Raw genomic sequence first — 21,183 nt, forward strand, 5'->3', positions numbered from 1 at the left:
AAGCGCGCCGCCCAGGTCACGCGCGAACGGGCCGACTGGCAGGCGCGGGTGGCCTCCGCCGCCGCCCGGCGCGGCGACCTGGCCCGCCGCCGGGCCGAGACCGCGGAGAAACTGGAACTGGCGCGCGATGTTCCCGCCGCGCTGGAAGAGGACCGCAGCCGCATCGCGGAGGCCGTGCAGGAGGCCGAAAGCCGCAAGGCCCGCGCCTCGGATGCCGTCTCGACGGCCGAGACCGCCCTGCGCAACGCTGCCGAGGCGGAACGCGCCGCCGAGCGCACCGCCTCCGAGGCCCGCGAGACCCGGGCCCGGGCCGAGGCGGTCGTGGCCTCCGGCGAGGAGACCCTGGCCGAGGCCGCGCAGCGCATCGAAGAGGCGCTGGAGCTGAGCCCGCAGGCCCTGCTGGAGGAGCTTCAGGTCGATCCCGGCGCGCTGCCCGATGCCGAACAGGTGGAGGCCACGGTCCAGCGCCTGCGGCGCTCGCGCGATGCGCTCGGCGCGGTCAACCTGCGCGCCGAGGAGGATGCCGCCGCCGTCGCGCAGGAACATGACACGCTCAAGCGCGAGAAACTGGACCTGGAGGCCGCGATCTCCAAGCTGCGCGCCGGCATCCAGAGCCTAAACCGCGAGGGGCGCGAGAGGCTGCTGACCGCCTTCGAGGAGGTGAATGCCAATTTCCGCACGCTCTTCACCCACCTGTTCCGCGGCGGCGAGGCCAACCTGGTGCTGGTGGAAAGCGACGATCCGCTGGAGGCCGGGCTGGAGATCATGTGCCAGCCGCCGGGCAAGAAGCTCTCGACCCTGTCTCTGCTGTCGGGGGGGGAGCAGACGCTGACCGCGCTGGCGCTGATCTTCGCGGTCTTCCTGGCCAATCCGGCGCCGATCTGCGTGCTGGACGAGGTGGACGCGCCGCTCGACGATGCCAATGTCACCCGGTTCTGCGACATGATGGACGAAATGACCCGCCGCACCCAGACCCGGTTCCTGGTCATCACCCACCATGCCGTGACCATGGCGCGGATGGACCGGCTGTTCGGCGTCACGATGCAGGAACAGGGCGTGTCGCAGCTGGTCTCGGTCGACCTCAAGCGCGCCGCCGCCATGGTGGCCTGATCCCCGCCCCGGATGCCCGCGTTAGCGATTGCGAAAGGGCTTCGCCCTATATGCGGCGCGGGGGCCGAAAGGGGTGAAAGATGATCGCAAGACTTGCACTGGCCGCGGCGCTGGCCGCGACCGCCGCCATCGGCACTGCCGAGGCCGGTGATCCGTGGTTCCCCGGCAAGCAGTCGATGGATTCCTATTACACGGCGGACGGCCTGTCGCTGAAACTGATCGGCAACCGCGTCCTGTTCATGGATGGCAGCCAGACCAGCTTCGGCCGGGACGGGCGCGTGCTGCACCAGCAGAGCGAGACCGATCCCGGACTGCCCGGCCGCTACATCTTCCGCCCCTATGGCATGGTCTGCATCACCTATGACCGCGGCGACAGCCGCTGCGATACCTTCGTGCGGACCGTGGGCGACATGGTCATGCTGACCGGCAACGGCGAACGCCGCAAGATCAAGGGCGTGGTGCGCCGGGCAGAGGAGAACTGAGCAGGGCACGGCTGAGCCGCAGCGCGCGGTCGCGATAGGCCGCGCGGCGCGGATCGCCGGGGGCGCAGCGGCTGCGCGACCAGGCGGCGGAGGCCTGCGCGCGCAGCATGACAAAGACCGGCAGGGCCGCCAGCGCGGCCGCCGAGGCCGGCCCGCCCGCCGCGCGATACCCGTCGCAAAGCGCCGCCGCCGCCGGGTCGTATTCCGGCCGTCCCGCCAGCCCGACCAGCGCCACCGCCAGGTCATAGACCCGGACGCCCGGCCCGCAATCGTCGAAATCGATCAGCACCAGCCCCTGCGCGGCCAGCATCATGTTGTCGGGCAGCGGATCGCCATGGATCAGGCCGAGATCGCCCGCCTCCAGCGACGCCAGCAGCGGCCCCGCCGCCGCGCGCGCCCCCGCCAGGACCGCACGATCCTGCGGCCCGAGCGCGGGGTCCTCCAGCGGATCCCCCCAGATCCCCGCCCCGGTCAGCGCCGCCGCACCCCAGCCGGGCCGGCCCGGCGGCAGCGGCGGCAGCCGGTCCGCCCCGCGATGGAATTCCGCCAGCAGCCGACCCACCGCCTGCCAGCGCAGGGGCGCGGGCAGTTCCGCGGCGGGCACGTCCGACAGCGGCCGCCCCGCGATCCAGCCGACCATGCTGGCAAGCCGCCCCGAGCCAAGCCGATGGACCAGCCCGCCCGCGCGGGTCCGCAGCGGGCGCGGACAGGAAAACCCCGAGGCCGCCAGCGCCTCGCACAGGCCCAGCTCCGCCGCGATCCCCGGCCCGTCATTATACCCGGCCCGGTGAAGCCGCAGCGCCACCTCCGGTCCGGCGGTCAGCCGCGCGCGGAACACCGCGTTCTCGCGATCCTGGATCAGGACCGGCGGCGCCACCACGCCGCCCCAGGCCGCGACGGCCTCGGCGGCGAGCCGGCCCGGCTCATCCGTCATGGGGCAGCTCCGCCAGCACCTCGGCCAGGACATTGGCGGCGATATCGGCATGTTCCGCGGTGAAGACCAGCGGCGGGCGCATCTTGAGAATGTTCATCTGCCGCCCGATCCGGTTCAGCAGGACGCCGCGGCGGCGCATCTCCTCGGTCACGCGGGCGGCGAATTCCGTCGCGGGCCGGCCCTCCCCGTCGCGCAGCTCCAGCCCCAGGAACAGCCCCGTGCCGCGGGCCTCGGCGATGAAGGGATGGCGCAGATCCTGCAGCCGCGCCAGGGCATGGGCGCCCGCGGCGGCGGCATTCTGCATCAGCCGCTCCTCCCCGATCACGTCGAGCACCGCCATCGCCGCGGCGCAGGCGACCGGATTGCCGCCGAAGGTGTTGAAATAGCCGAAGGCGCCGCGGAAGGCGGCCATCACCTCGGGACGCGCCACGACCCCCGCGACCGGGAAGCCGTTGCCCATGGGCTTGCCCAGCGTGACCACGTCGGGGGCGATCCCCATATGCTCATGCCCCCAGAAATGGCTGCCGAGCCGGCCGAAACCGGGCTGCACCTCGTCCGCGAGGATCAGCCCGCCGGCCTTGCGGATCACCTCTGCCGCCGGATCGAAGAAACCCGGATCCAGCGCGGGCAGGCCCTCATTGGCGAAGGCGGGGCACAGCATCATGCCCGAAAACCCCTCGCCCGAGGCTTCGAGTTCCGCGATGGCGCGAGCCACGCCCTCGGCAAAGGCCGCGGGCTGCGCCGCCCGCGACCCGCCCAGCGGCTCGGTCGAGGAGGGCGCGGGCACCAGCCGCACATGCGCCGGATAGCCGCCGATCGGCGGGCGGCGCGTGGAGAGCTGCGAGGTCGCCAGCGTGTTGCCGTGATAGGTATTGTCGGTGGCGATGACGCCGCGCTTGCCGGTCGCCGCCTGCGCCATCCGCAGCGCCACATCATTCGCCTCGGACCCGGTGCAGGTCAGGATCATCTGGCTCAGCCCGTGGCCCATCGTGGCGGTCAGCCGCTCGATATAATCCAGGATCAGGGTGTGGTGATACCGGGTATGGGTGTTCAGCCGCGCCGCCTGCGCCGCGATCGCCGCCACCACGCGGGGATGGCCGTGCCCGACATGGGGCACGTTGTTGTAGCAGTCGAGATAGCGCCGCCCCGCCGCATCCCACAGCCACACGCCCTCGCCGCGCACCACATGGACCGGGTCGTCGTAGAAGGTGGGCACGTTCGGCCCCATCAGGCGTTCGCGCCGTTCCGCCAGGGTCTCAGTCATCCTCGCCCACCTTTCCGCGCAGCGCCTTCACCTGGCCGCGGGCCGTCTTGCCATCCATCCGCCGCCGCTGGCTGCCCTTGGTGGGCCGGGTCGGGATCCGCCGCTTGGGCACATGGGTGGCCTGTTCGACCAGCGCGGCCAGCCGTTCCCTGGCGATTTCGCGGTTGCGCGCCTGGCTGCGCGTGTCCTCCACGCGGATCACGATGGCCCCGTCGGTGGTCCAGCGCCGGCCCGCCAGGCGTTTCAGCCGCGCCTTCACCGGCGGCGGCAGGGACGGGCTGCGCGCCGCCTCGAAGCGCAGCTCCACCGCCGTGGACACCTTGTTGACATTCTGCCCGCCCGGACCGGAGGAGCGGGTGAAGACCTCGGTCATCTCCCAGTCCTGGATGGCGATCTTGTCGGTGACATGCAGCATCGGCGGTCCCTGCCCCTTTCCCGCTTCCGTCCTAGGCCATCGCGGCGCGAAGGGAAACGCGCGAAGCCGCGCAAGGGTTGCGCCGGCTCATTCGGCCAGCCTGTATTCCACGATCTCGGTCTTCTGGAAGACGTTCTGGTTGTCGTCGGAAATCATCGTCAGCCGGATCGCCCCGGTCTCGTCGCGCCAGACCGCGATGCCCTCCAGGTTGTCATGCTGGAACGGCAGGCTGGTCAGCAGCGTCTCTTCCGCCGCGACGCGGTCGCCCTCCGGCGTCAGGCGGCGCACCCGGCTCTGGAAGGCGAAGCCGGTGAAATGGCGCTCCAGCACGTAGAGCCTGCCATCGGGGCCGAAATCGGCGCCCACCGGCAGGAAGGGCGGATCGCGGCGCAAGGTGAAGGGCACGCGCCAGCGTCCGCCTTCCAGACGGTAGACCGGGAAGGGCCGGTCCAGCTCGCCCGAGCGTTCGGGGATGGCGACAAGCCGGCCCTGATCGTCGATGGCCAGCGCCTCCAGCCCGGAATTCATCTGAAGGCTGCGGAACTCGGCCGGGCGCGGCCGGTTGCGGGCCGCGGCCTGCGGATTGGTGAAATGCGCGACGCGATGGATCATCTCGAAGGAGACGTCGCAGGCCGCGCCCGGCGCCACCTCGGCGCAGGCCAGCCCCTCGGCATCCATCGCGTTGCCGGTGGCGGGGGTGCCGTCGGTCTTCTTCAGCGGGACGGAGGCGCCCATCTCAACCGCCACGATGCGCCCGGCCTCGCGGCGGAACCGGCCGTCGATGCGGTGGCCGCGATCCGAGACGGTGATGAAATCCATCCCGTCCGCTGAGACCTCGATCGCCGACAGGCCGAACGCCTCGGGATGGTTCCAGGTGAAATCGCCCATGGAGACAAGCCGGACGGGGTCCGCGGCCGGGCCGGGACCCCCCGAGAGCATCAGGGCCGCCGCGAGGGCGGCGCAAAGCCTGCGATTCATCGAGAGGCAAGAACTCCGCGGCACTGGGCGGGCAATTCCTCCAGCACGTAGTCGCGCGCGCCGCGTTTGCGGGGCGCCGGTTCCACCGGCTCGGGCGAGGGCTTGGGCGGGGCCAGCGCATCCGTGACCCACCAGTTCAGCGTCTCGTCGCAGCCATTGCCGCCCTTGGACAGGGTATCCACGGTCGGGGTCTGGGTGATGCAGCCGGGCGAGCCGACCGGGCATTTCAGCCGCACGTGGAAATGGTAGTTATGCCCCCAGATCGGCCGGATCTTCTGCAGCCATGCCGTGTCCGAACGCTGCGCCGTGCGGCACATGGCGATCTTGGCCGGGGCGGTCACGAAGACGCGGTCGACCCGCGGATCGCGCGCCGCGGCCTCCAGGATCGCGGCATGCTGGGGCGACCAGTTGCCGTTGGTGCTGCGCTGATCGGCGCTGCGCACGGAAATGGAACTGAGCGACTCGCGCTCGGACCGGCTGAGATTCAGCCGCTTGGGCGGCAGCATCCAGATATCGACATCCAGCCCCATCTGGTGGCTGGCATGGCCCGAGCTCATGGGCCCGCCGCGCGGCTGGCTGATATCGCCGACATAGAGCCCGGACCAGCCCGGTTGCCGCGCCGCCTGCGCGGAAAGATCCTCGACGAAGGAGATCAGCTCGGGATGGCCCCAGTTGCGGTTGCGCGACAGGCGCATCGCCTGCCAGGTCGGGCCGCTTTCGGGCAGGGCCTGCAGGCCGCCCGCGCAGCCCTTGGCATAGCTGCCCCAGGCCTGCGCCGGCCCCGAACTGGGGGCGGATTTCGCGCTGAACAGCGACCAGGCCTTGGGACCGGAGAGCTGCGCCGCGCTCAGCATCGTGGCCGAGACGCCGGCATCCTCCTCGGAGCCCGCGTCCCCGCCGGTCGAACCGCCGCCGCCGCCGCAGGCCGCCAGCGCAAGGGTCATGAATAGTGCAACCGGCCAGAACCGGGTCCTCGTCGGGCTTTTCAAGGCGCGCCTCCTGCTCAGATGTCGCCATCTCTTTTGACCCAGACTAGCAGACACAGCCCCATGAGAAAAAGGAATATAAGCGGGAACAGCCCCATTCTCTGGTCGTCCGTCGCGAGGGTCGCCATGCCGATCAGGAAGGGCGCGAGGAAGGCCGTGGCCTTGCCGGTCAGCGCATAGAGCCCGAAAGCCTCGCCCGGATGGGCCGGATCGGCATGGCGCACCATCATCGAGCGCGAGGCCGATTGCAGGATCCCCCCCGCGGCGCCGATCACCCCGCCCGCGACGAAGAACAGCGCATCGGGCAGGGCCGATCCCGGCGGCAGGGCGATGCCGAACAGGCTGTCGCGGGTCAGCCCGACCAGGACGGAACTGACCGCGACCAGCGCGGCGATGGCGATGGCGATCACCCGCCGCGGGCCGCCGCGCCCGGTCTCCAGCTTGCCGCCGGCCCAGCAGGCCAGCATCGCGGTGACGACGCCGAGGATGCCGAAAACGCCGATCTCGCGCACCGACCAGCCCAGCACGCCCTTGGCATAGAGCCCGCCGAACCCGTAGAGCCCGACCAGCGCGTCCCGGTAGAACATCGAGGATAGCAGGAAGGCCACGAGGCTGCGCCGTCCCAGCGCCCGCCCCCACATGCGCCGGATGTCGCGCGCGGCGCGGCGGGCGGCCTCGGCCAGGGCCAGGTCGGGCGCGTCGCGCACGGGATCCTTCACCCAGGCGAAGAAGGGGATCATCGACACGGCGAACCACAGCGCGCAGAACGGGCCGACGACGCGGGTGCCCTCGAAGGCGGCCGGGTCCAGCCCGAAGGGCGGCGCCAGCCCCAGCAGCGTGCGCCCGTTCTCGCCCTCGGCGAAGAACAGCAGCATCAGCACCAGCGCGATCAGCCCCCCGGCATAGCCGATGGCATAGCCGGTCCCCGACAGCCTTCCGGTTTCCTCGCGCGGGGCGAGGCCGGGCAGGAAGGCATTGGTGACGACGATGGCCAGTTCCGTGGCCACCAGCCCGGCGCCGAAGGCCATCAGCACCGGCAGGACATGCGCGGTTCCCGGCACGGCCAGCCACAGGGCCGCCGAGGCGGTGACATAGACGGCCGACAGCCAGCCGACCCAGCGCACCAGGTGGCCCGACTGGTCGCCGAGCGCGCCCAGCACCGGCGCCAGAAGCGCGGTCGCCACGCCCGCCACGGTCAGCGCCTGCGCCCAGAGCGTCTGCGCCGCGACCGGGTCGCCCACGACCTTGACGAAATAGGGGCCGAAGATGAAGGTCAGGATAAGCGTATGATAGGGCTGGCTGGCCCAGTCAAAGGCGTACCAGCCCAGGATGCGCTGTTTCGTGCTCGGCATGACAAGACGTATTCGGTTTCCCCAACGTCTGCCGGACTATCCCCCTGCCCGGCCGCTGTCCATCGCCAAAACGACCGGGGGCTCGGCGGAGTGCGCCGCCGGGCCCCGTCCTGCGCGATGCCGCGTCATTCCGCCGGTCCGTCGGGCTGGCCGACCACGACGAAGCTGAGCCGGTCCGGATCGAGCAGACGGGCGGCCACCCGCTGCACGTCCTGAAGCGTCACCGCCTCCACCCTGTCATTGCGCGTGTCGATGTAATCGGGCGCCATGCCGTCCATCTGCATGCTCAGCAGGATGGACGCGATCTGGCCATTGCCGTCGAAGCGCAGCGGGTAGGCGCCGGTCAGATAGGTCTTGGCCCGCGCCAGTTCATCCTCGGTGACGCCCGCATCGCGCATCTTGCGCCATTCCTCGCGCACCAGGCGGATGCTTTCGCCGACGCTGGCATTGGCGGTGGCCATCCCGCCGGCCAGAAGGTCGGACCCGTCCTTCGAGCTCAGATAGGCCGCCACCCCGTAGGTCAGGCCGCGCTTCTCGCGGATCTCGTTCATCAGGCGCGACTCGAACCCGCCCGCGCCCAGCACCTGGGTCATCACATAGGCCGGGAAGAAATCGGGATCCTCCCGGTCGATGCCCGGCTGGACGAAGCGGATGACCGCCTGCGGCGTCGGGTACTCGACCACCCGGACCTGGCCGTCCAGCGCCGCCTCGGCCGGGCCGGGCAGCGGCGCGCCGGTCTCCGGCAGGTCGCCCAGCACCTTGTCCAGCAGGGTCTCCAGCTGTTCGGGGGTGATGTCGCCCACCGCCGAGACATAGAGCCGGTCCTTGGCCATCGCCCCCTTCCAGGCGGCGACGATGTCGTCGCGGGTCAGCCCCGCGACGGTCTGCGCGTCGCCCTGGCCGGGCCGGCCATAGGGATGATCGCCATAGACCTGCGCCGCCAGCGCCTCGCCGGCCAGGGCCTGGGGATCCTCGCTGTCCGAGCGGATCGAGGCCAGGACCTGCGCGCGCACGCGTTCGATCGCCGACTCCTCGAAGGCGGGATCGGCGATCACGGTGTGCAGAAGGTCGCCCGCGGGGTCCAGCGTCTCGGTCAGGAACCGCGCCGAGATGCCGACACCGTCATCCCAGCTGTCGAAATCCACCGACATGGCGAGGTCGTCGCGGGCCTCGGCGAAACCCTGCGCGTCCCAGGCGCCCGCGCCCTCCTCCAGAAGGCCGGTCATCAGGTTGGTCGCCCCCTGCTTGTCCGGCGCGTCCAGCGAGGTGCCGCCGCGGAATCCGATTTCCAGCGCGACGAAGGGGATCGAATGCTCCTCGACCAGCCAGGCATGGATGCCGCCGGGACTGTCGACCTGTTTCACGTCTACCTCCGCAAGGGCTGGGCCGGCCAGGACAAGGACGGCGGCGGTCACAACGGCGCGGATCATCGGCTCACCTCGTCGGAACTGTCGGTAACGGGGGGCTCGCCGGCGGCGGCCGGCGCGGCGCCCGGAGGCGGAGAGAGATAGCCGGTGACCGATTTCGCCGGGTCGAACACCTCCCGCGCGGCGGCGAGGATCTGATCGGCCGTCACCGACTGGACGATATCGGGCCAGGCGGCCACGTCCTCGACGGTCAATCCCGAGGTCAGCGCCTGGCCATAGTCGCGCGCCACCGAATCCGCCGAGTCGCGGCGATAGATCTGGGCGGCGCGGTATTGCCGCTTCAGCCGGTCCAGGCGTGCCGCGTCGATCGGGCTGTCGAGAAAGCCCGCCAGCGTCTCGTCCAGCGCGGCCTCCGCCGCCTCCAGCGTGACGCCCGGCGCGGGCACCACGGTCAGCGAGAAGGTCGTGTCATCCAGCGAGGTCGCATCGTAATACGCCCCGGTATAGATCGCCACCTGCCGGTCGAATTGCAGGCTGCGTCCCAGAACCGAGCTGTTCGGATCCTCGCCCAGAAGATCGGCCAGAAGCGCCAGCGCCGCGGCCGTCTCCTGCGCGCCGGGATCGCGTTCGGGCGCCAGGTAGCTGCGGGTCAGGTAGGGCTGGGCCACGCGCGGATCCTCGAAGCTCAGATGCCGCGCGGCCAGCTGCGGGGGCTCGGACGGGCGGACGCGCTCGGCGATGCCGGGATTGGCGGGAAGGCCGCCGTAATTCTCTTCGGCCAGGCTGCGCACCGCGTCGGGCGTCACGTCGCCCGCAACCACCAGCACCGCGTTATTGGGCGCGTAATGATCGTGATAGAAGGAGACCGCATCCTCCAGCGTCAGGGTGCTCATCTCCCCGGGCCAGCCGATGATCGGGTTGCCATAGGGATGGCGCAGGAACTGCGCGGCGCGGCGCTGTTCGCCGAACAGCGCGCCGGGGCTGCTGTCGGTGCGCTGGTTGCGCTCCTCGATGATGACGCCCAGCTCCGGCGTGACCACATCCTCGGTCAGCTTCAGCCCGGTCATCCGCGAGGCTTCCATCTTCATCATCAGTCCCAGCTGGTCGGCCGCGACATGCTGGAAATAGGCCGTCTGGTCATAGGAGGTGAAGGCGTTGTCATTGCCGCCATGCTGGGCCACGACGCGCGAGAACTCGCCCGGCTCCAGGATCTCGGTGCCCTTGAACATCAGATGTTCCAGGTAATGGGCGATGCCGTTCCTGCCGGGGGGTTCATCCGCGGACCCGACCTTGTACCACATCATGTGGGTGACGGCGGGGGCGCGGTGATCCTCGATCACCACGACCTGCAATCCATTGTCGAGGGTGAAGCTCGTCACCTCCTGCGCGACGGCCGGGGCGGCCGCGGCAAGGGTGAAGGCCAGGGGCCAGACGGCCCGGAAAAGAGACGCTTTTGTCATGCCGCCAACCTACGGGGCCGGCCACGGCAATCAAGCCGCCGCGGGGCCGCCCGCGAAAAAGTGACGGCCCGCTACTCGGGCTTGAGGCTGGCGGGCGGCGCGGCGGGCACCTGCACGCCCTGCGCCCGCATGCGCTCCTGTTCGGCCTGCTGGTCCAGCTGCATGCGGTCATAGGCCTGGTAATAGCCGTTCTGCCCGACGATGCGCCCCACCGGGCTCAGGCCGTTGCGGCGCCGCCAGTCGACATCTTCCTCGGCCAGCGTGCCGCGGATGTCCGCCTGGCTGCCATTGCGCCCGGCATAGGCGATTAGCGCGGAATCCGAGGCCGGCACGCCGCTGCGCGTCGCCGCGGATGCCGAACCGCCAAGCGCGGCGATCGCATCTGTCACCGGCGTCTGGTCCGCGCGGTTGCCCGATCCCGGGGTCGGCACGGGCAGCGCCGCGGTATCCTGCGGCGTCTGAAGCGGCCGGGCCGGCACGACGACGAATTCGTTGGGCTGCGAGGAATTGTTGCGGAAGCGCATCAGCTGCGGCGCCTCGTCCGACGACGAACAGGCGCCGAGCGCCAGCAGCGCGACGGCAAGCGGCAGGGAGACGGGACGGAGGGCGGCATGGCGTTTCATGCTCCCCGCTTTAGCGCATCCGGGCAGGGAGGTCTAACGCAATCGCGGCCGCCAGCGGCGGCCTGCCGCCGCCGGGGCGGGGGACGCGCGGACGGGGCGCAGACGGAAAAAAGCCCGGGCCGGGGCCCGGGCAGTCCAACAGGGAGGTGCACCATGACCCCGGTGCGCGGGAACTGCGGGTCAACGCCGAAAGCCTGACATGGTTCCCCCGGGGGCGTCCATTCAGGCCTTCCCGACCTCAGGCGACCAGCCGGTATCCGCCGCTTTCGGTGACCAGCAGGCGGGCATTGGACGGATCGGGCTCGATCTTCTGGCGCAGGCGGTAGATATGGGTTTCCAGCGTGTGGGTCGTGACCCCGGCATTGTAACCCCAGACCTCGTGCAGCAGCACGTCCCGCGCCACCACGCCATCGGAGGCGCGATACAGGAATTTCAGGATGTTGGTTTCCTTCTCGGTCAGCCGGATCTTGCGGTCGGCATCATCGACGAGGACCTTCATCGCCGGCTTGAACGTGTAGGGGCCCAGCTGGAACACCGCGTCCTCGGACTGTTCGTGCTGGCGCAGCTGCGCGCGGATCCGCGCCAGAAGGACCGGCAGCTTGAAGGGTTTCGTCACGTAGTCATTGGCGCCGGCATCGAGGCCCAGGATCGTGTCGCTGTCGGTGTCATGGCCGGTCAGCATCAGGATCGGGCATTTGATCCCCTGCTTGCGCATCACCCGGCACAATTCGCGCCCGTCGGTATCGGGCAGGCCGACATCGAGGATCACGAGATCGTAAAGCCCCTCGCGGACCCGGGCCAGGCCCTCCTGGCCGGTGGCGGCCTCGAACACGTCGAATTCCTCGGTCATCACCAGCTGCTCGGACAGCGCCTCGCGCAGGTCGTCCTCGTCGTCAACCAGCAGGATTTTCTTCAAAGCGGCCATATCGATGTCTCCGTCTTCCTCCATGGCACATGCGTGCGCTCACGGGCGATGCAAGTTTTGCTGCAATCTTCTCACGGAGCCGTGTCTGCCGGCAGCTCATTGTTTCATTCCCGGGCCCGAGGCGCTAAGAGCGGCGGCACGTCCCGCCGGAGCCCCGCATGTCCCTAATCCTGACCCTCGACGAAGAGATCGCCCGCGCCCGGGCCGATCTGCGCATGGGGGTGGGGATCGTCCTGTCGGATGCCGGGCGGCATTTCCTCGCCCTGGCCGCCGAGACGCTGGGGGCGGATCGCCTGTCCGCGATCTGCGCGCTCGGCCGGCCCGTCATCGCCCTGACCGCCCGCCGCGCCGCGACGCTGAAGGCCGTGCCCTATGACGCGGACCTGGCGCGGATCCCGCTGCCGCCCGGCGCCGGTCCGGACTGGGTGAAGGCCGTGGCGGACCCTGCCGACGACCTGCGCAAGCCGATGAAGGGTCCGCTGAAGTCCGAGCGCGGCGGCAGCGCCCTGCCGCATCGTGCCGCGATCCACCTGTGCAAGGCCGCCCGCATCCTGCCCGCCGCCCTCCTGGTCGAGATCGCCCCGGGCGATGTGCCTGCCGCCCTGACCCGGCTGGATGCCGCCGCCGCGCTGGCGCGCATCGCCCGCGCCCCGGTCTTCGGGCCGGTCATCTCGGCGCGGGTGCCGCTGGCCGTGTCCGAGGCGGGGCGGGTCCATGTCTTCCGCCCCGAGGATGGCGGCGAGGAACATTACGCGGTGGAGATCGGCACGCCCGACCGCGCCCGCCCGGTGCTGGCACGGCTGCATTCGGCCTGTTTCACCGGCGACCTCCTGGGATCGCTGAAATGCGATTGCGGCCCGCAGCTGCGCGGGGCGCTGGCGCAGATGGGCGCCGAGGGCGAGGGCGTGCTGCTGTATCTCAACCAGGAGGGGCGCGGCATCGGCCTTGCCAACAAGATGCGCGCCTATTCGCTTCAGGACCAGGGCTTCGACACGGTGGAGGCCAATCACCGGCTGGGCTTCGAGGATGACGAACGCGATTTCCGGCTGGGCGCGCAGCTGCTGCGCACGCTGGGATTCTCGAAGGCGCGGCTGATGACCAACAACCCCAACAAGATGAAGATGCTGGCCGCCAATGGCATCGAGGTGACCGAGCGCGTCGCGCTGAAGGTCGGGCGCAACCCGCTGAACGCCGCCTATCTGGACACCAAGGCCGCCAAGTCGGGGCATCTGCTGTGAGCGCGGGCGACATCCTCGTCTCCCGCCACGGCGTGCGCGCCTTCGGACGGCGCCTGCCCGCAGCCATCGGCCGCGGCGGCATCACCGGGGCCAAGCGCGAGGGCGACGGCGCCACGCCCACGGGGATCCACCATATCGCGGGGCTGCTCTACCGGCCCGACCGCCTCGCCCGCCCCGCGCCCTGGGCGGAACCGATCCTGCCCGGCGATCTGTGGTCCGACGATCCCGGCCAGCCCGATTACAACCATGCCGTCCGCGCGCCCTACCCGTTCAGCCACGAATCCCTGCGCCGCGCCGATCCGCTTTACGATGCGATCCTGGTCACCGACTGGAACTGGCCCGAGGCGGAGCCGGGGCGCGGTTCGGCGATCTTCCTGCATCTGTGGCGGCGGCCGCGTTATCCGACCGAGGGCTGCGTGGCCTTCGCCCGCGCGGATTTCCTGTGGCTGCTGGCGCGCGCGGCGCCGGGCACGCGGCTGATCGTGCGGGGCTGAGGCTCAGCCCGCGGCGCCGTAATCGCGCGCGCCGAAGATCGCCGACCCGACGCGCACATGGGTCGCGCCCATCGCCACGGCCTTCTCGAAATCGGCGCTCATGCCCATCGACAGGCCCGAAAGCCCGTTGCGCTCGGCCATCTTCCGCAACAGCGCGAAATGCAGCATCGGCTCTTCCTCGACGGGGGGAATGCACATCAGCCCGGCCAGCGGCAGGTCCAGCATCCGGCACAGCCCGACAAAGGCATCGACCGCCTCGGGCAGCACGCCGGCCTTCTGCGGCTCCTCGCCGGTATTGACCTGCACGAACAGGGCGGGACAGCGCCCCTCGGCCTGGGCCAGTTCCGCCAGCTTGCGCGCCAGCTTCTCGCGGTCCAGCGAATGGATCGCGTCGAACATGTCGAAGGCGGGCTTGACCTTGTTGGTCTGGAGCGGCCCCAGAAGATGCAGCTCGACCCCGTCGAACCGCTCCTGGAAGGCGGGCCAGCGCTCCTGCGCCTCCTGCACGCGGTTCTCGCCGAACAGGCGATGGCCCTGCTGCAGCACCGCCTCCACGCGGTCGGCGGGCTGGACCTTGGACACGGCGATCAGGCGGGTCGCGCCTTCGGGCCGGCCGGCGGCGGCCTCGGCCTTGCGGATGCGGGCGGTGATCTCTGCGAGCGACATGGCGAACCCTCCGTCTGGTGCCGCGTTTCACCACGCGGGCGCGCAAAAGAAAAGAGCGGACCCGGGGGTCCGCTCTTCGAAGCTTCGATCCTGAAAGGGATCAGAAGTTCATGGAAACGCCGAAGGAGTAGACGTCCTGGTCTGCTTCGTCGTCGATTTCCGAGTGGCCATAGCCGGCCTGCAGGGCCATGCCGCCGCCCAGGTCGTAGGCTGCGGTCAGCGAGTAGCCTTCGATCTCGGTGTCTGCGTCGTGGAAGCCGTAGCCGGCGCCGACGGAGATCGCGTCGAAGGTGTAGCCGATGCCGACACCGTAGGACATGAAGTCGTCATCGAAGTTGTCCGAAGCGACATTGGCGCCGTCGGTTGCTTCGATGTCGAAGTCGTACATGGTGTTGGCGATTGCCACGTCGAGGCTCAGGCCAGCATCCAGTTCCATTGCGGCGGAGACACCGGCGATGGAGATATCGCCATCTGCGCGGATCAGGACGTCACCGGTGCTGATGGTGGTGGTGGCGTAGTCGTCGAAGCTGACGGTCTGGTAGGCTGCACCGAATTTCACGGCACCGCCGGTGAATTCCAGGTTGTAGGTCGCGCCGAGGCCGAGGACCGGGTCGCCTTCTGTTTCGTCGGAGAGTTCTGCCGAGACAGCAATCGCGAAACCGCCATAGGTGTAGTCGTAGCGAGCGACCTGGCCGTCATAGAAGCCGTCCAGACCGTCATCCAGCGGATCAACGCTGGCATAGGTTGCGTCTTCATCGTCGTCATCGCTCAGACCAAGGGCAACGCCGTTGGCGCTCAGGGCGATACCGCGGTAGGGTGCGGTCTCTTCCATGTCGCCGATGGTGCCGGGCTGGCCGTTGATGTACTCGTTGACCGCGAAGTCATAGGCGCCGTTGGTGTCGCCCATGGTGATCGTGCCGAAGTCGCCCGAGATGAAGACCGATTCACCGCCCTGGTCTTCTTCATCCGCGAATTCCGGTGCGCCGATCAGGTCGTCGATCTCGGCGCTGGCGCCGAAGGTCACGCCGCCGTCGGTTTCGCCCGACAGGTTGAAGACGATGTCGAAGTCGGACACGAAGGAATAGCGCGCATCGTCGTCGCCATAGCTGTCGCCGTCGAACGAAACGCCGTCGTCGTCATAGGTGGAGGTGTTGCCGCCGATGAAGCCCATCGACGCTTTGCCTTCCAGGGTCACTTCTGCAAACGCAGCACCGCCGACCAGGACCAGAGCGCTCGAAGCAAGGAGGATCTTTTTCATGATATCCCTCGTAGGTTACAGGTGGTCCTCAAGCGGGAGGACCCGATTGAGTTGCCCCCTATCTCACGCTCCGGCGAGGGGATTACAACAATCGCGGAGCAGGGGTTGAAAATCCCGAAACCGATTGGTGCAGCGATGCCACAGTTGCATGGCAGGGCTGCCGCAGGCGGATGCCGTGCCCTGCGGCGCGCCGCGCTTGTCCGTCCCCGCGTCATCCGGTAGACACGCGGCACCGGGCGGGCGGCAAGTCTCCCTTTCGATCGAGGAGGTCCCATGGGCTGGGCAGTGAAGAGTATCGTGGCAACGCTGGGCATGGCGGCCGTGCTGGCCGGGTGCAGCAACGAGACCAACCCGCAGAACACCAACATGCGCACCGGCGAGCCGATCACCGACCGCGAGACGATCTTCTCGATCTTCGGCAATTACGACGACCCCAATGTCACGCTGGAAGTGAACCGCTATATCTGGGACGCCTCGCTGGAGGTGCTGTCCTTCCTGCCGGTGACCTCGGCCGATCCCTTCTCGGGGCTTCTCGTCTTCGGCTACGGCACCCCGCCCGGCGGCGGCACCGCCTATCGCGCCACCGTGCATGTGAAGGACCCGGCGCTGGATGCGCGGTCGCTGAACCTGGCGCTGGCCACCCGCGCGGGACCGGCCGCGCCCGATACCGTGCGCAAGGTGGAGGACGCGATCCTGACCCGCGCGCGGCAACTGCGGATCGCCGACCAGGGGATGTGACGCCCCGGCGGACCCCCGGCCCCCGCGGGGGCTGGACCGGACCGCCCCGGCGCACTATCACCCGCGCCGAGTTCCGATAGACACACAGCCAGAGGTCGCGCCCCATGTCCCGCTACGATCACACCCAGGTCGAACCGAAATGGCAGGCCGCCTGGGCCGAGGCCGGGGCCTTCACCGCCCGCCGCGACCCGGCACGGCCGAAATACTACGTGCTGGAGATGTTCCCCTACCCGTCCGGGCGCATCCATATGGGCCATGTGCGCAACTACACGATGGGCGACGTGATCGCGCGCTACAAGTCCTCGGCCGGGTTCTCGGTGCTGCATCCTATGGGCTGGGACGCGTTCGGCATGCCCGCCGAGAATGCCGCCATGGCGACCGGCGGCCATCCCAAGACCTGGACCTACAACAATATCGCGGTGATGCGCGACCAGATGAAGCCCCTGGGCCTCTCCATCGACTGGTCCCGCGAATTCGCCACCTGCGACCCCGAATATTACGGCCAGCAGCAGGCGATGTTCCTGGATTTCCTGGAAAAGGGCCTGGTCTACCGCAAGAATGCCGTGGTCAACTGGGACCCGGTCGACATGACCGTCCTGGCCAATGAACAGGTGATCGACGGCTGCGGCTGGCGCTCCGGCGCGCCGGTGGAGCGGCGCGAGCTGACCCAGTGGTTCTTCCGCATCTCCGAGTATTCCGACGAGCTTCTCTCGGCGCTGGACGGGCTGGAGAACTGGCCCGAGAAGGTCCGCACCATGCAGGCCAACTGGATCGGCAAGAGCCGCGGGCTGCAATTCTCCTTCGATCTGACCGCGCCCGCGGGCGATATCGACGCGATCGAGGTCTATACCACGCGGCCCGACACGCTGATGGGGGCAAGCTTCGTCGGCATCTCGGCCGATCACCCGCTGGCGCGGCAGCTGGAGGCCGGGCGCGAGGACGTCGCCGCCTTCTGTGCCGAATGCCGCCAGATGGGCACCTCCGAGGCCGATATGGAGAAGGCCGAGAAGAAGGGTTTCGACACCGGGCTGCGCGTGCGCCATCCGCTGGACCCCTCCTGGGAACTGCCGGTCTGGATCGCGAATTTCATCCTGATGGATTACGGCACCGGCGCGGTCTTCGCCTGCCCCGCCCATGACCAGCGCGACCTGGATTTCGCCCGCAAATACGACCTGCCGGTGAAGAACGCGTTCTTCCTGCCCGGCGAGGATACCCCCGTCGGCACCGAGGCGCTGGTGCCCGCGAAATCCGAGACCGTGCGCTTCGCCGATCATTTCGCCGGGATCGCCGAGACCACCGGCGAGGCCGCCGTCGAGGCCACGATCCGCTTCGCCGAAACCGCAGGCTGGGGCCGCGGCGTCGAGAATTACCGCCTGCGCGACTGGGGCCTGTCGCGCCAGCGCTACTGGGGCTGCCCGATCCCGGTCGTCCATTGCGATAGCTGCGGCGTGGTGCCCGAGCGCAAGGAAAACCTTCCCGTTCTCCTGCCCGATGACGTCTCCTTCGACGTGCCCGGCAACCCGCTGGACCGCCATCCCACCTGGCGCGACTGCGCCTGCCCGTCCTGCGGCGCCCCGGCACGGCGGGAAACCGACACGATGGACACGTTCGTCGATTCCTCGTGGTATTACGCGCGCTTCACCGCGCCGCGCGCGACGACGCCCACCGATGCCGAGGATGCCGCCTACTGGATGAATGTCGACCAGTATATCGGCGGCATCGAGCACGCGATCCTGCATCTTCTGTATTCGCGCTTCTTCGCGCGGGCGATGAACATCTGCGGCCACCTGCCCGACAGCGCGCGCGAACCCTTCGACGCGCTCTTCACCCAGGGCATGGTGACCCACGCGATCTACCTGACGCGCAATGCCGAGGGCCGGCCGGTCTACCACTATCCCGAGGAGGTGGAGAGCCGGGACGGACGGACGGTGCTGACCGAGACCGGCGCCGAGGTGGAGGTCATCCCCTCCGCCAAGATGTCGAAATCCAAGAACAACGTCGTCGACCCGCTGAACATCATCCGCGATTTCGGCGCCGATACCGCGCGCTGGTTCATCCTCTCCGACAGCCCGCCCGAGCGCGATGTCGAATGGACCGCCTCCGGCGCCGAGGCTGCCTTCCGGCACCTCCAGCGGGTCTGGCGCCTGGCGGATGACGTCCGCCAGCGGGCCGAGGAGGCGGGGGCCGCAGGCCCCTCCGACGAAGACCGGGCCCTGGAGAAGGCCACCCACCGCGCCATCGCCGAGGTGACTGCCGGGATCGAGGGCTTCGCCTTCAACACCTCCGTCGCGCGGCTCTATGCCTTCACCACGACGGTGGCCAAATCGCAGGCCTCCGTGCCCGCGAAGGCCGCCGCGATGCGGGTCATGGCGCAGCTGATCTCGCCGATGACCCCGCATCTGGCCGAAGAGATCTGGACCATGCTGGGCGGCACCGGGCTGGTGGCGCAGGCGCCCTGGCCCGAGGCCGATCCGGCCATGCTGGTGGAGGACACGATCACCCTGCCGATCCAGATCAACGGCAAGAAGCGGTCCGAGCTGCAGGTGCCGCCCGACATGCCCAAGGCCGAGATCGAGAAGATCGCGCTCGCCGATCCGGCGGTGCAGAAGGCGCTCGGCGGCGGCAGCCCGAAGAAGCTGATCGTCGTGCCGGGCCGGATCGTCAACGTGGTGGTCTGAGCGATGGCGCGCCGCCCCGGCTCCCCCGCGCCTGCCGCAGCCTCCCGCCGCGCCCTGCTGGGCGGGGCGGCGGCCGCGCTGGCCGCGCTTGCGGGCTGCGGCTTCACCCCGGTCCATGCGCCAGGGGGCTCGGGGGCGGCGCTCGCCAATGCGGTGATCCTCGAGACGCCGCGGGATTCCGACGGCTTCACCATGCGCCAGCAGCTGCAGGACCGGCTGGGTCCGCCGGTCACCCCGCGCTACCGGCTGACCGTCACGACCGAGACCTCGACCAAGCGCGTGGCGCTGACCCGCAACCAGGACACGCGCCGCTACAATGTCATCGGCACCGCGCAATACGTGCTGCGCGATCTCGACGGGCAGGTCGTGACCTCGGGCAGCTATGACAGCTTCAACAGCTATTCCGCCACCGGCACCACCGTCGCCACCCGCGCCGCGGAAACCGACGCCTATCGCCGGCTGATGGTGATCCTGGCCGACGGCATTCTCGACCGGCTCTACCTGGCCGTGCCCGGGGCGGCGGCGTGAAACTCTCCTCGCGCGATGCCCCGGCCTATCTCGCGCGGCCCGATCCGTCCCATGCCGGGATGCTGATCTATGGCACCGACGCGGCCCGGGTCTCGCTGAAACGGCGCAGCCTGGTGGCCGCGCTGCTGGGCGAGGGCAATGACCTGGGCCTGACCCGGATCGCCGCCGCCGATCTTCGCCGCGAACCCAGCCTGGCCAATGACGCGCTCAAGGAACGCTCGATGTTCGCCGCCGGACAGCGCGTGGTGCTGGTGGAGGAGGCCGGGGACGGGCTGGCCGCGCCGATCCTGGCGGCGCTGGCCGACCATGCGCCGGGCGATGCCTATCTGGTGGTCACGGCCGGGTCGCTGACCGCGCGCTCCAAGCTGCGCAAGGCCTTCGAGACCCATCCCCGCGCCCAGGCGCTCGGCGTCTATGACGACCCGCCCGGGCGCGCGGAGATCGAGGCGCAGCTGGCCCGCGAGGGACTGCGCGACCTGCCGCGCGACGCGATGGAGGCGCTGACGGGCTACAGCCGGGCGCTCGATCCCGGCGATTTCGGCCAGCTCGTCGTACGGCTCGGGCTCTACAAGGCCGGCGATGCCGCCCCTGTCACCGCCCAGGAGATCGCCGATCTGGCGCCGCTGACGCAGGAGGCCGACCTGGACGACTTGCTGCATGTCGTGGCCGAGGCCCGCGCCCCCGAGATCGGCCCGCTGCTGCGGCGGCTGGAGGTGCAGGGCGTGCAGCCCGTGGCCATCGCCATCGGCGCCGGGCGCCATTTCCGCACGCTTCATGCCGCCGCCGCCGATCCCGGCGGGGTGCAGCAGGGGCTGTCGCGCGCCCGCCCGCCGGTCTTCGGCCCGCGTCGCGACCGCATGGCGCGGCAGGCCCAGGGCTGGGGGCTGCGGCGGCTGGAACAGGCGCTGACCGTTCTGATTGACACCGATCTTGCCTTGCGTTCTTCGGCCGCCGCCCCCCCAATGGCCGTCATGGAACGGGCATTGATCAGGCTCGCGATGATGGGGAGGCGCTGATGTACGAGGTGATCGGATCGGTCAAGACGCGGACCTTCCGCGTGCTGTGGCTGCTGGAAGAACTGGGCCAGCCCTACCGTTTCATCGAGGAGACGCCGCGCAGCGCGGGGATCGTCGCGCTCAATCCCCTGGGCAAGGTGCCGGCGCTCAGGGTCGATGGCGACGTGCTGACCGACTCGGTGGCGATCATGACCTTCCTGGCCGACCGCCACGGCGCCTTCACCGCGCCGGCCGGCACGGTCGCCCGCGCCCGGCAGGATGCGCTGAGCCTCTACATCATCGACGAGATGGACGCGATCCTGTGGTCGGCGGCCAAGCACAGCTTCGTTCTGCCCGAGGAAAAGCGCGTCGCCGACCTGAAACCGACGCTGGGCTGGGAATACGACCGGGCGGTGCGCCACCTGTGTCGGCGGCTGGAGAAATCGCCTTTCCTCTGCGGCGACGCGCTGACCCTGCCCGACATCCTGGCCGCGCATTGCGCCGAATGGGCGAAGGCGGCCAAGATCCTGCCGCGCCTGCCGCTTTTCGACGATTACCTGGCGCGGCTTGCGGCGCGGCCCGCCTTCCAGGGCGCGCGCGATCCGAAACGCTGAGCCGGCTCAGGGCGTCCCGGGCGCGGGGCGGCGGCGGCGCAGGGTCCCGGGCCGGCCCGGCAGCGACAGGGCGGCATC

20 protein-coding genes and 1 pseudogene are annotated in these 21,183 nt (G+C 69.8%); 9 read left to right on the plus strand and 12 right to left on the minus strand.

All coding sequences use genetic code 11. The annotated features are described in order from the left end of the window. Together ICN82_RS18075 and ICN82_RS18080 are read left to right on the plus strand one after the other, a co-directional pair. Positions 1–1,110, plus strand: a pseudogene (locus ICN82_RS18075) (chromosome segregation protein SMC); the annotation flags it as partial. An 80-nt stretch (positions 1,111–1,190) separates the two neighbouring features. After that, positions 1,191–1,592 carry a hypothetical protein gene (locus tag ICN82_RS18080; RefSeq protein ID WP_193185687.1) on the plus strand — a complete coding sequence of 134 codons (402 nt, stop codon included), beginning with the start codon at positions 1,191–1,193 and terminating at the stop codon, positions 1,590–1,592. Here ICN82_RS18080 and ICN82_RS18085 read toward each other — a convergent pair. The 10 genes from ICN82_RS18085 to ICN82_RS18130 all read right to left on the minus strand — a co-directional run bounded on the left by ICN82_RS18085 (position 1,558) and on the right by ICN82_RS18130 (position 11,896). After that, positions 1,558–2,526, minus strand: coding sequence for a phosphotransferase enzyme family protein (locus ICN82_RS18085; RefSeq protein WP_193185689.1), 969 nt, complete (start codon positions 2,524–2,526; stop codon positions 1,558–1,560). The two genes, ICN82_RS18080 and ICN82_RS18085, sit on opposite strands and share 35 nt — an antisense overlap. Continuing rightward, positions 2,516–3,790, minus strand: coding sequence for an aspartate aminotransferase family protein (locus ICN82_RS18090; protein ID WP_193185692.1), 1,275 nt, complete (start codon positions 3,788–3,790; stop codon positions 2,516–2,518). Before ICN82_RS18090 ends, ICN82_RS18085 begins: the two co-directional genes overlap by 11 nt. After that, positions 3,783–4,205, minus strand: coding sequence for an alternative ribosome rescue aminoacyl-tRNA hydrolase ArfB (gene arfB / locus ICN82_RS18095; protein ID WP_193185695.1), 423 nt, complete (start codon positions 4,203–4,205; stop codon positions 3,783–3,785). The genes ICN82_RS18090 and arfB overlap by 8 nt, the downstream gene beginning before the upstream one ends. A gap of 87 nt (positions 4,206–4,292) precedes the next feature. Beyond that, on the minus strand, positions 4,293–5,183 hold the full coding sequence (locus ICN82_RS18100) for an esterase-like activity of phytase family protein (protein WP_193185698.1): 891 nt from the start codon (positions 5,181–5,183) through the stop codon (positions 4,293–4,295). Beyond that, complete coding sequence (gene mepA, locus ICN82_RS18105) at positions 5,180–6,037, minus strand: penicillin-insensitive murein endopeptidase (protein WP_226898589.1); 858 nt, start codon at positions 6,035–6,037, stop codon at positions 5,180–5,182. The genes ICN82_RS18100 and mepA overlap by 4 nt, the downstream gene beginning before the upstream one ends. Positions 6,038–6,186: 149 nt before the next feature. Next, positions 6,187–7,521, minus strand: coding sequence for an MFS transporter (locus ICN82_RS18110; RefSeq protein WP_193185703.1), 1,335 nt, complete (start codon positions 7,519–7,521; stop codon positions 6,187–6,189). Between the two features lie 125 nt (positions 7,522–7,646). Beyond that, complete coding sequence (locus ICN82_RS18115; RefSeq protein ID WP_193185706.1) at positions 7,647–8,951, minus strand: M16 family metallopeptidase; 1,305 nt, start codon at positions 8,949–8,951, stop codon at positions 7,647–7,649. Next, positions 8,948–10,348, minus strand: a complete 1,401-nt coding sequence (locus tag ICN82_RS18120; RefSeq protein WP_193185709.1) for a M16 family metallopeptidase — start codon at positions 10,346–10,348, stop codon at positions 8,948–8,950. Before ICN82_RS18120 ends, ICN82_RS18115 begins: the two co-directional genes overlap by 4 nt. Positions 10,349–10,419: 71 nt before the next feature. Further along, positions 10,420–10,971, minus strand: a complete 552-nt coding sequence (locus ICN82_RS18125; protein WP_193185712.1) for a DUF3035 domain-containing protein — start codon at positions 10,969–10,971, stop codon at positions 10,420–10,422. A 238-nt stretch (positions 10,972–11,209) separates the two neighbouring features. Then, positions 11,210–11,896 (minus strand): response regulator transcription factor, encoded by a 687-nt coding sequence (locus ICN82_RS18130; protein WP_193185715.1) that lies wholly within the window; start codon positions 11,894–11,896, stop codon positions 11,210–11,212. A 158-nt stretch (positions 11,897–12,054) separates the two neighbouring features. Between ICN82_RS18130 and ribA the strand changes: the two genes are divergently transcribed. Both ribA and ICN82_RS18140 read left to right on the plus strand, forming a co-directional pair. Next, positions 12,055–13,134 (plus strand): GTP cyclohydrolase II, encoded by a 1,080-nt coding sequence (ribA, locus tag ICN82_RS18135; RefSeq protein WP_193185718.1) that lies wholly within the window; start codon positions 12,055–12,057, stop codon positions 13,132–13,134. Then, a complete protein-coding gene (locus tag ICN82_RS18140) occupies positions 13,131–13,628 on the plus strand; it encodes a L,D-transpeptidase family protein (protein WP_193185721.1) in 498 nt (165 codons plus the stop codon). Before ribA ends, ICN82_RS18140 begins: the two co-directional genes overlap by 4 nt. A 3-nt stretch (positions 13,629–13,631) precedes the next feature. On the opposite strand, the gene ICN82_RS18145 is transcribed toward ICN82_RS18140, so the two are convergent. Both ICN82_RS18145 and ICN82_RS18150 read right to left on the minus strand, forming a co-directional pair. Continuing rightward, positions 13,632–14,294, minus strand: coding sequence for a YggS family pyridoxal phosphate-dependent enzyme (locus tag ICN82_RS18145; protein WP_193185723.1), 663 nt, complete (start codon positions 14,292–14,294; stop codon positions 13,632–13,634). A 100-nt stretch (positions 14,295–14,394) separates the two neighbouring features. Next, positions 14,395–15,552 carry a porin gene (locus tag ICN82_RS18150; RefSeq protein WP_193185726.1) on the minus strand — a complete coding sequence of 386 codons (1,158 nt, stop codon included), beginning with the start codon at positions 15,550–15,552 and terminating at the stop codon, positions 14,395–14,397. 273 nt (positions 15,553–15,825) lie between these two features. On the opposite strand from ICN82_RS18150, the gene ICN82_RS18155 reads away from it, so the two are divergent. The 5 genes from ICN82_RS18155 (at position 15,826) to ICN82_RS18175 (ending at position 21,105) form a co-directional block, all read left to right on the plus strand. Beyond that, a complete protein-coding gene (locus tag ICN82_RS18155; RefSeq protein WP_193185728.1) occupies positions 15,826–16,290 on the plus strand; it encodes a DUF3576 domain-containing protein in 465 nt (154 codons plus the stop codon). 104 nt (positions 16,291–16,394) lie between these two features. Further along, on the plus strand, positions 16,395–18,968 hold the full coding sequence (gene leuS, locus ICN82_RS18160) for a leucine--tRNA ligase (RefSeq protein WP_193185731.1): 2,574 nt from the start codon (positions 16,395–16,397) through the stop codon (positions 18,966–18,968). A gap of 3 nt (positions 18,969–18,971) precedes the next feature. After that, positions 18,972–19,496, plus strand: coding sequence for an LPS assembly lipoprotein LptE (gene lptE / locus ICN82_RS18165; protein ID WP_193185734.1), 525 nt, complete (start codon positions 18,972–18,974; stop codon positions 19,494–19,496). Further along, complete coding sequence (holA, locus tag ICN82_RS18170; RefSeq protein WP_193185737.1) at positions 19,493–20,512, plus strand: DNA polymerase III subunit delta; 1,020 nt, start codon at positions 19,493–19,495, stop codon at positions 20,510–20,512. Before lptE ends, holA begins: the two co-directional genes overlap by 4 nt. Then, positions 20,512–21,105: a glutathione S-transferase family protein gene (locus ICN82_RS18175; protein WP_193185740.1), complete on the plus strand. Its 594-nt coding sequence runs from the start codon at positions 20,512–20,514 to the stop codon at positions 21,103–21,105. The genes holA and ICN82_RS18175 overlap by 1 nt, the downstream gene beginning before the upstream one ends. The last annotated feature ends 78 nt before the right edge of the window (positions 21,106–21,183 follow it).

The sequence above is a fragment of the Mangrovicoccus algicola genome (genome assembly GCF_014903745.1).
Taxonomy (GTDB): domain Bacteria; phylum Pseudomonadota; class Alphaproteobacteria; order Rhodobacterales; family Rhodobacteraceae; genus Mangrovicoccus; species Mangrovicoccus algicola.

Coding starts and splice junctions, on each gene's coding strand:
- ICN82_RS18115 (WP_193185706.1), bottom strand. CDS start 8,951: ATGATCCGCGCCGTTGTGACCGCCGCCGTCCTTGTCCTGGCCGGCCCA.
- lptE (WP_193185734.1), top strand. CDS start 18,972: ATGGCGCGCCGCCCCGGCTCCCCCGCGCCTGCCGCAGCCTCCCGCCGC.
- ICN82_RS18100 (WP_193185698.1), bottom strand. CDS start 5,183: ATGAATCGCAGGCTTTGCGCCGCCCTCGCGGCGGCCCTGATGCTCTCG.
- ICN82_RS18150 (WP_193185726.1), bottom strand. CDS start 15,552: ATGAAAAAGATCCTCCTTGCTTCGAGCGCTCTGGTCCTGGTCGGCGGT.
- ICN82_RS18120 (WP_193185709.1), bottom strand. CDS start 10,348: ATGACAAAAGCGTCTCTTTTCCGGGCCGTCTGGCCCCTGGCCTTCACC.
- ICN82_RS18155 (WP_193185728.1), top strand. CDS start 15,826: ATGGGCTGGGCAGTGAAGAGTATCGTGGCAACGCTGGGCATGGCGGCC.
- ICN82_RS18085 (WP_193185689.1), bottom strand. CDS start 2,526: ATGACGGATGAGCCGGGCCGGCTCGCCGCCGAGGCCGTCGCGGCCTGG.
- ICN82_RS18145 (WP_193185723.1), bottom strand. CDS start 14,294: ATGTCGCTCGCAGAGATCACCGCCCGCATCCGCAAGGCCGAGGCCGCC.
- leuS (WP_193185731.1), top strand. CDS start 16,395: ATGTCCCGCTACGATCACACCCAGGTCGAACCGAAATGGCAGGCCGCC.
- arfB (WP_193185695.1), bottom strand. CDS start 4,205: ATGCTGCATGTCACCGACAAGATCGCCATCCAGGACTGGGAGATGACC.
- ICN82_RS18175 (WP_193185740.1), top strand. CDS start 20,512: ATGTACGAGGTGATCGGATCGGTCAAGACGCGGACCTTCCGCGTGCTG.
- mepA (WP_226898589.1), bottom strand. CDS start 6,037: ATGCTGAGCGCGGCGCAGCTCTCCGGTCCCAAGGCCTGGTCGCTGTTC.
- ICN82_RS18110 (WP_193185703.1), bottom strand. CDS start 7,521: ATGCCGAGCACGAAACAGCGCATCCTGGGCTGGTACGCCTTTGACTGG.
- ICN82_RS18080 (WP_193185687.1), top strand. CDS start 1,191: ATGATCGCAAGACTTGCACTGGCCGCGGCGCTGGCCGCGACCGCCGCC.
- ICN82_RS18090 (WP_193185692.1), bottom strand. CDS start 3,790: ATGACTGAGACCCTGGCGGAACGGCGCGAACGCCTGATGGGGCCGAAC.
- ribA (WP_193185718.1), top strand. CDS start 12,055: ATGTCCCTAATCCTGACCCTCGACGAAGAGATCGCCCGCGCCCGGGCC.
- ICN82_RS18125 (WP_193185712.1), bottom strand. CDS start 10,971: ATGAAACGCCATGCCGCCCTCCGTCCCGTCTCCCTGCCGCTTGCCGTC.
- ICN82_RS18130 (WP_193185715.1), bottom strand. CDS start 11,896: ATGGCCGCTTTGAAGAAAATCCTGCTGGTTGACGACGAGGACGACCTG.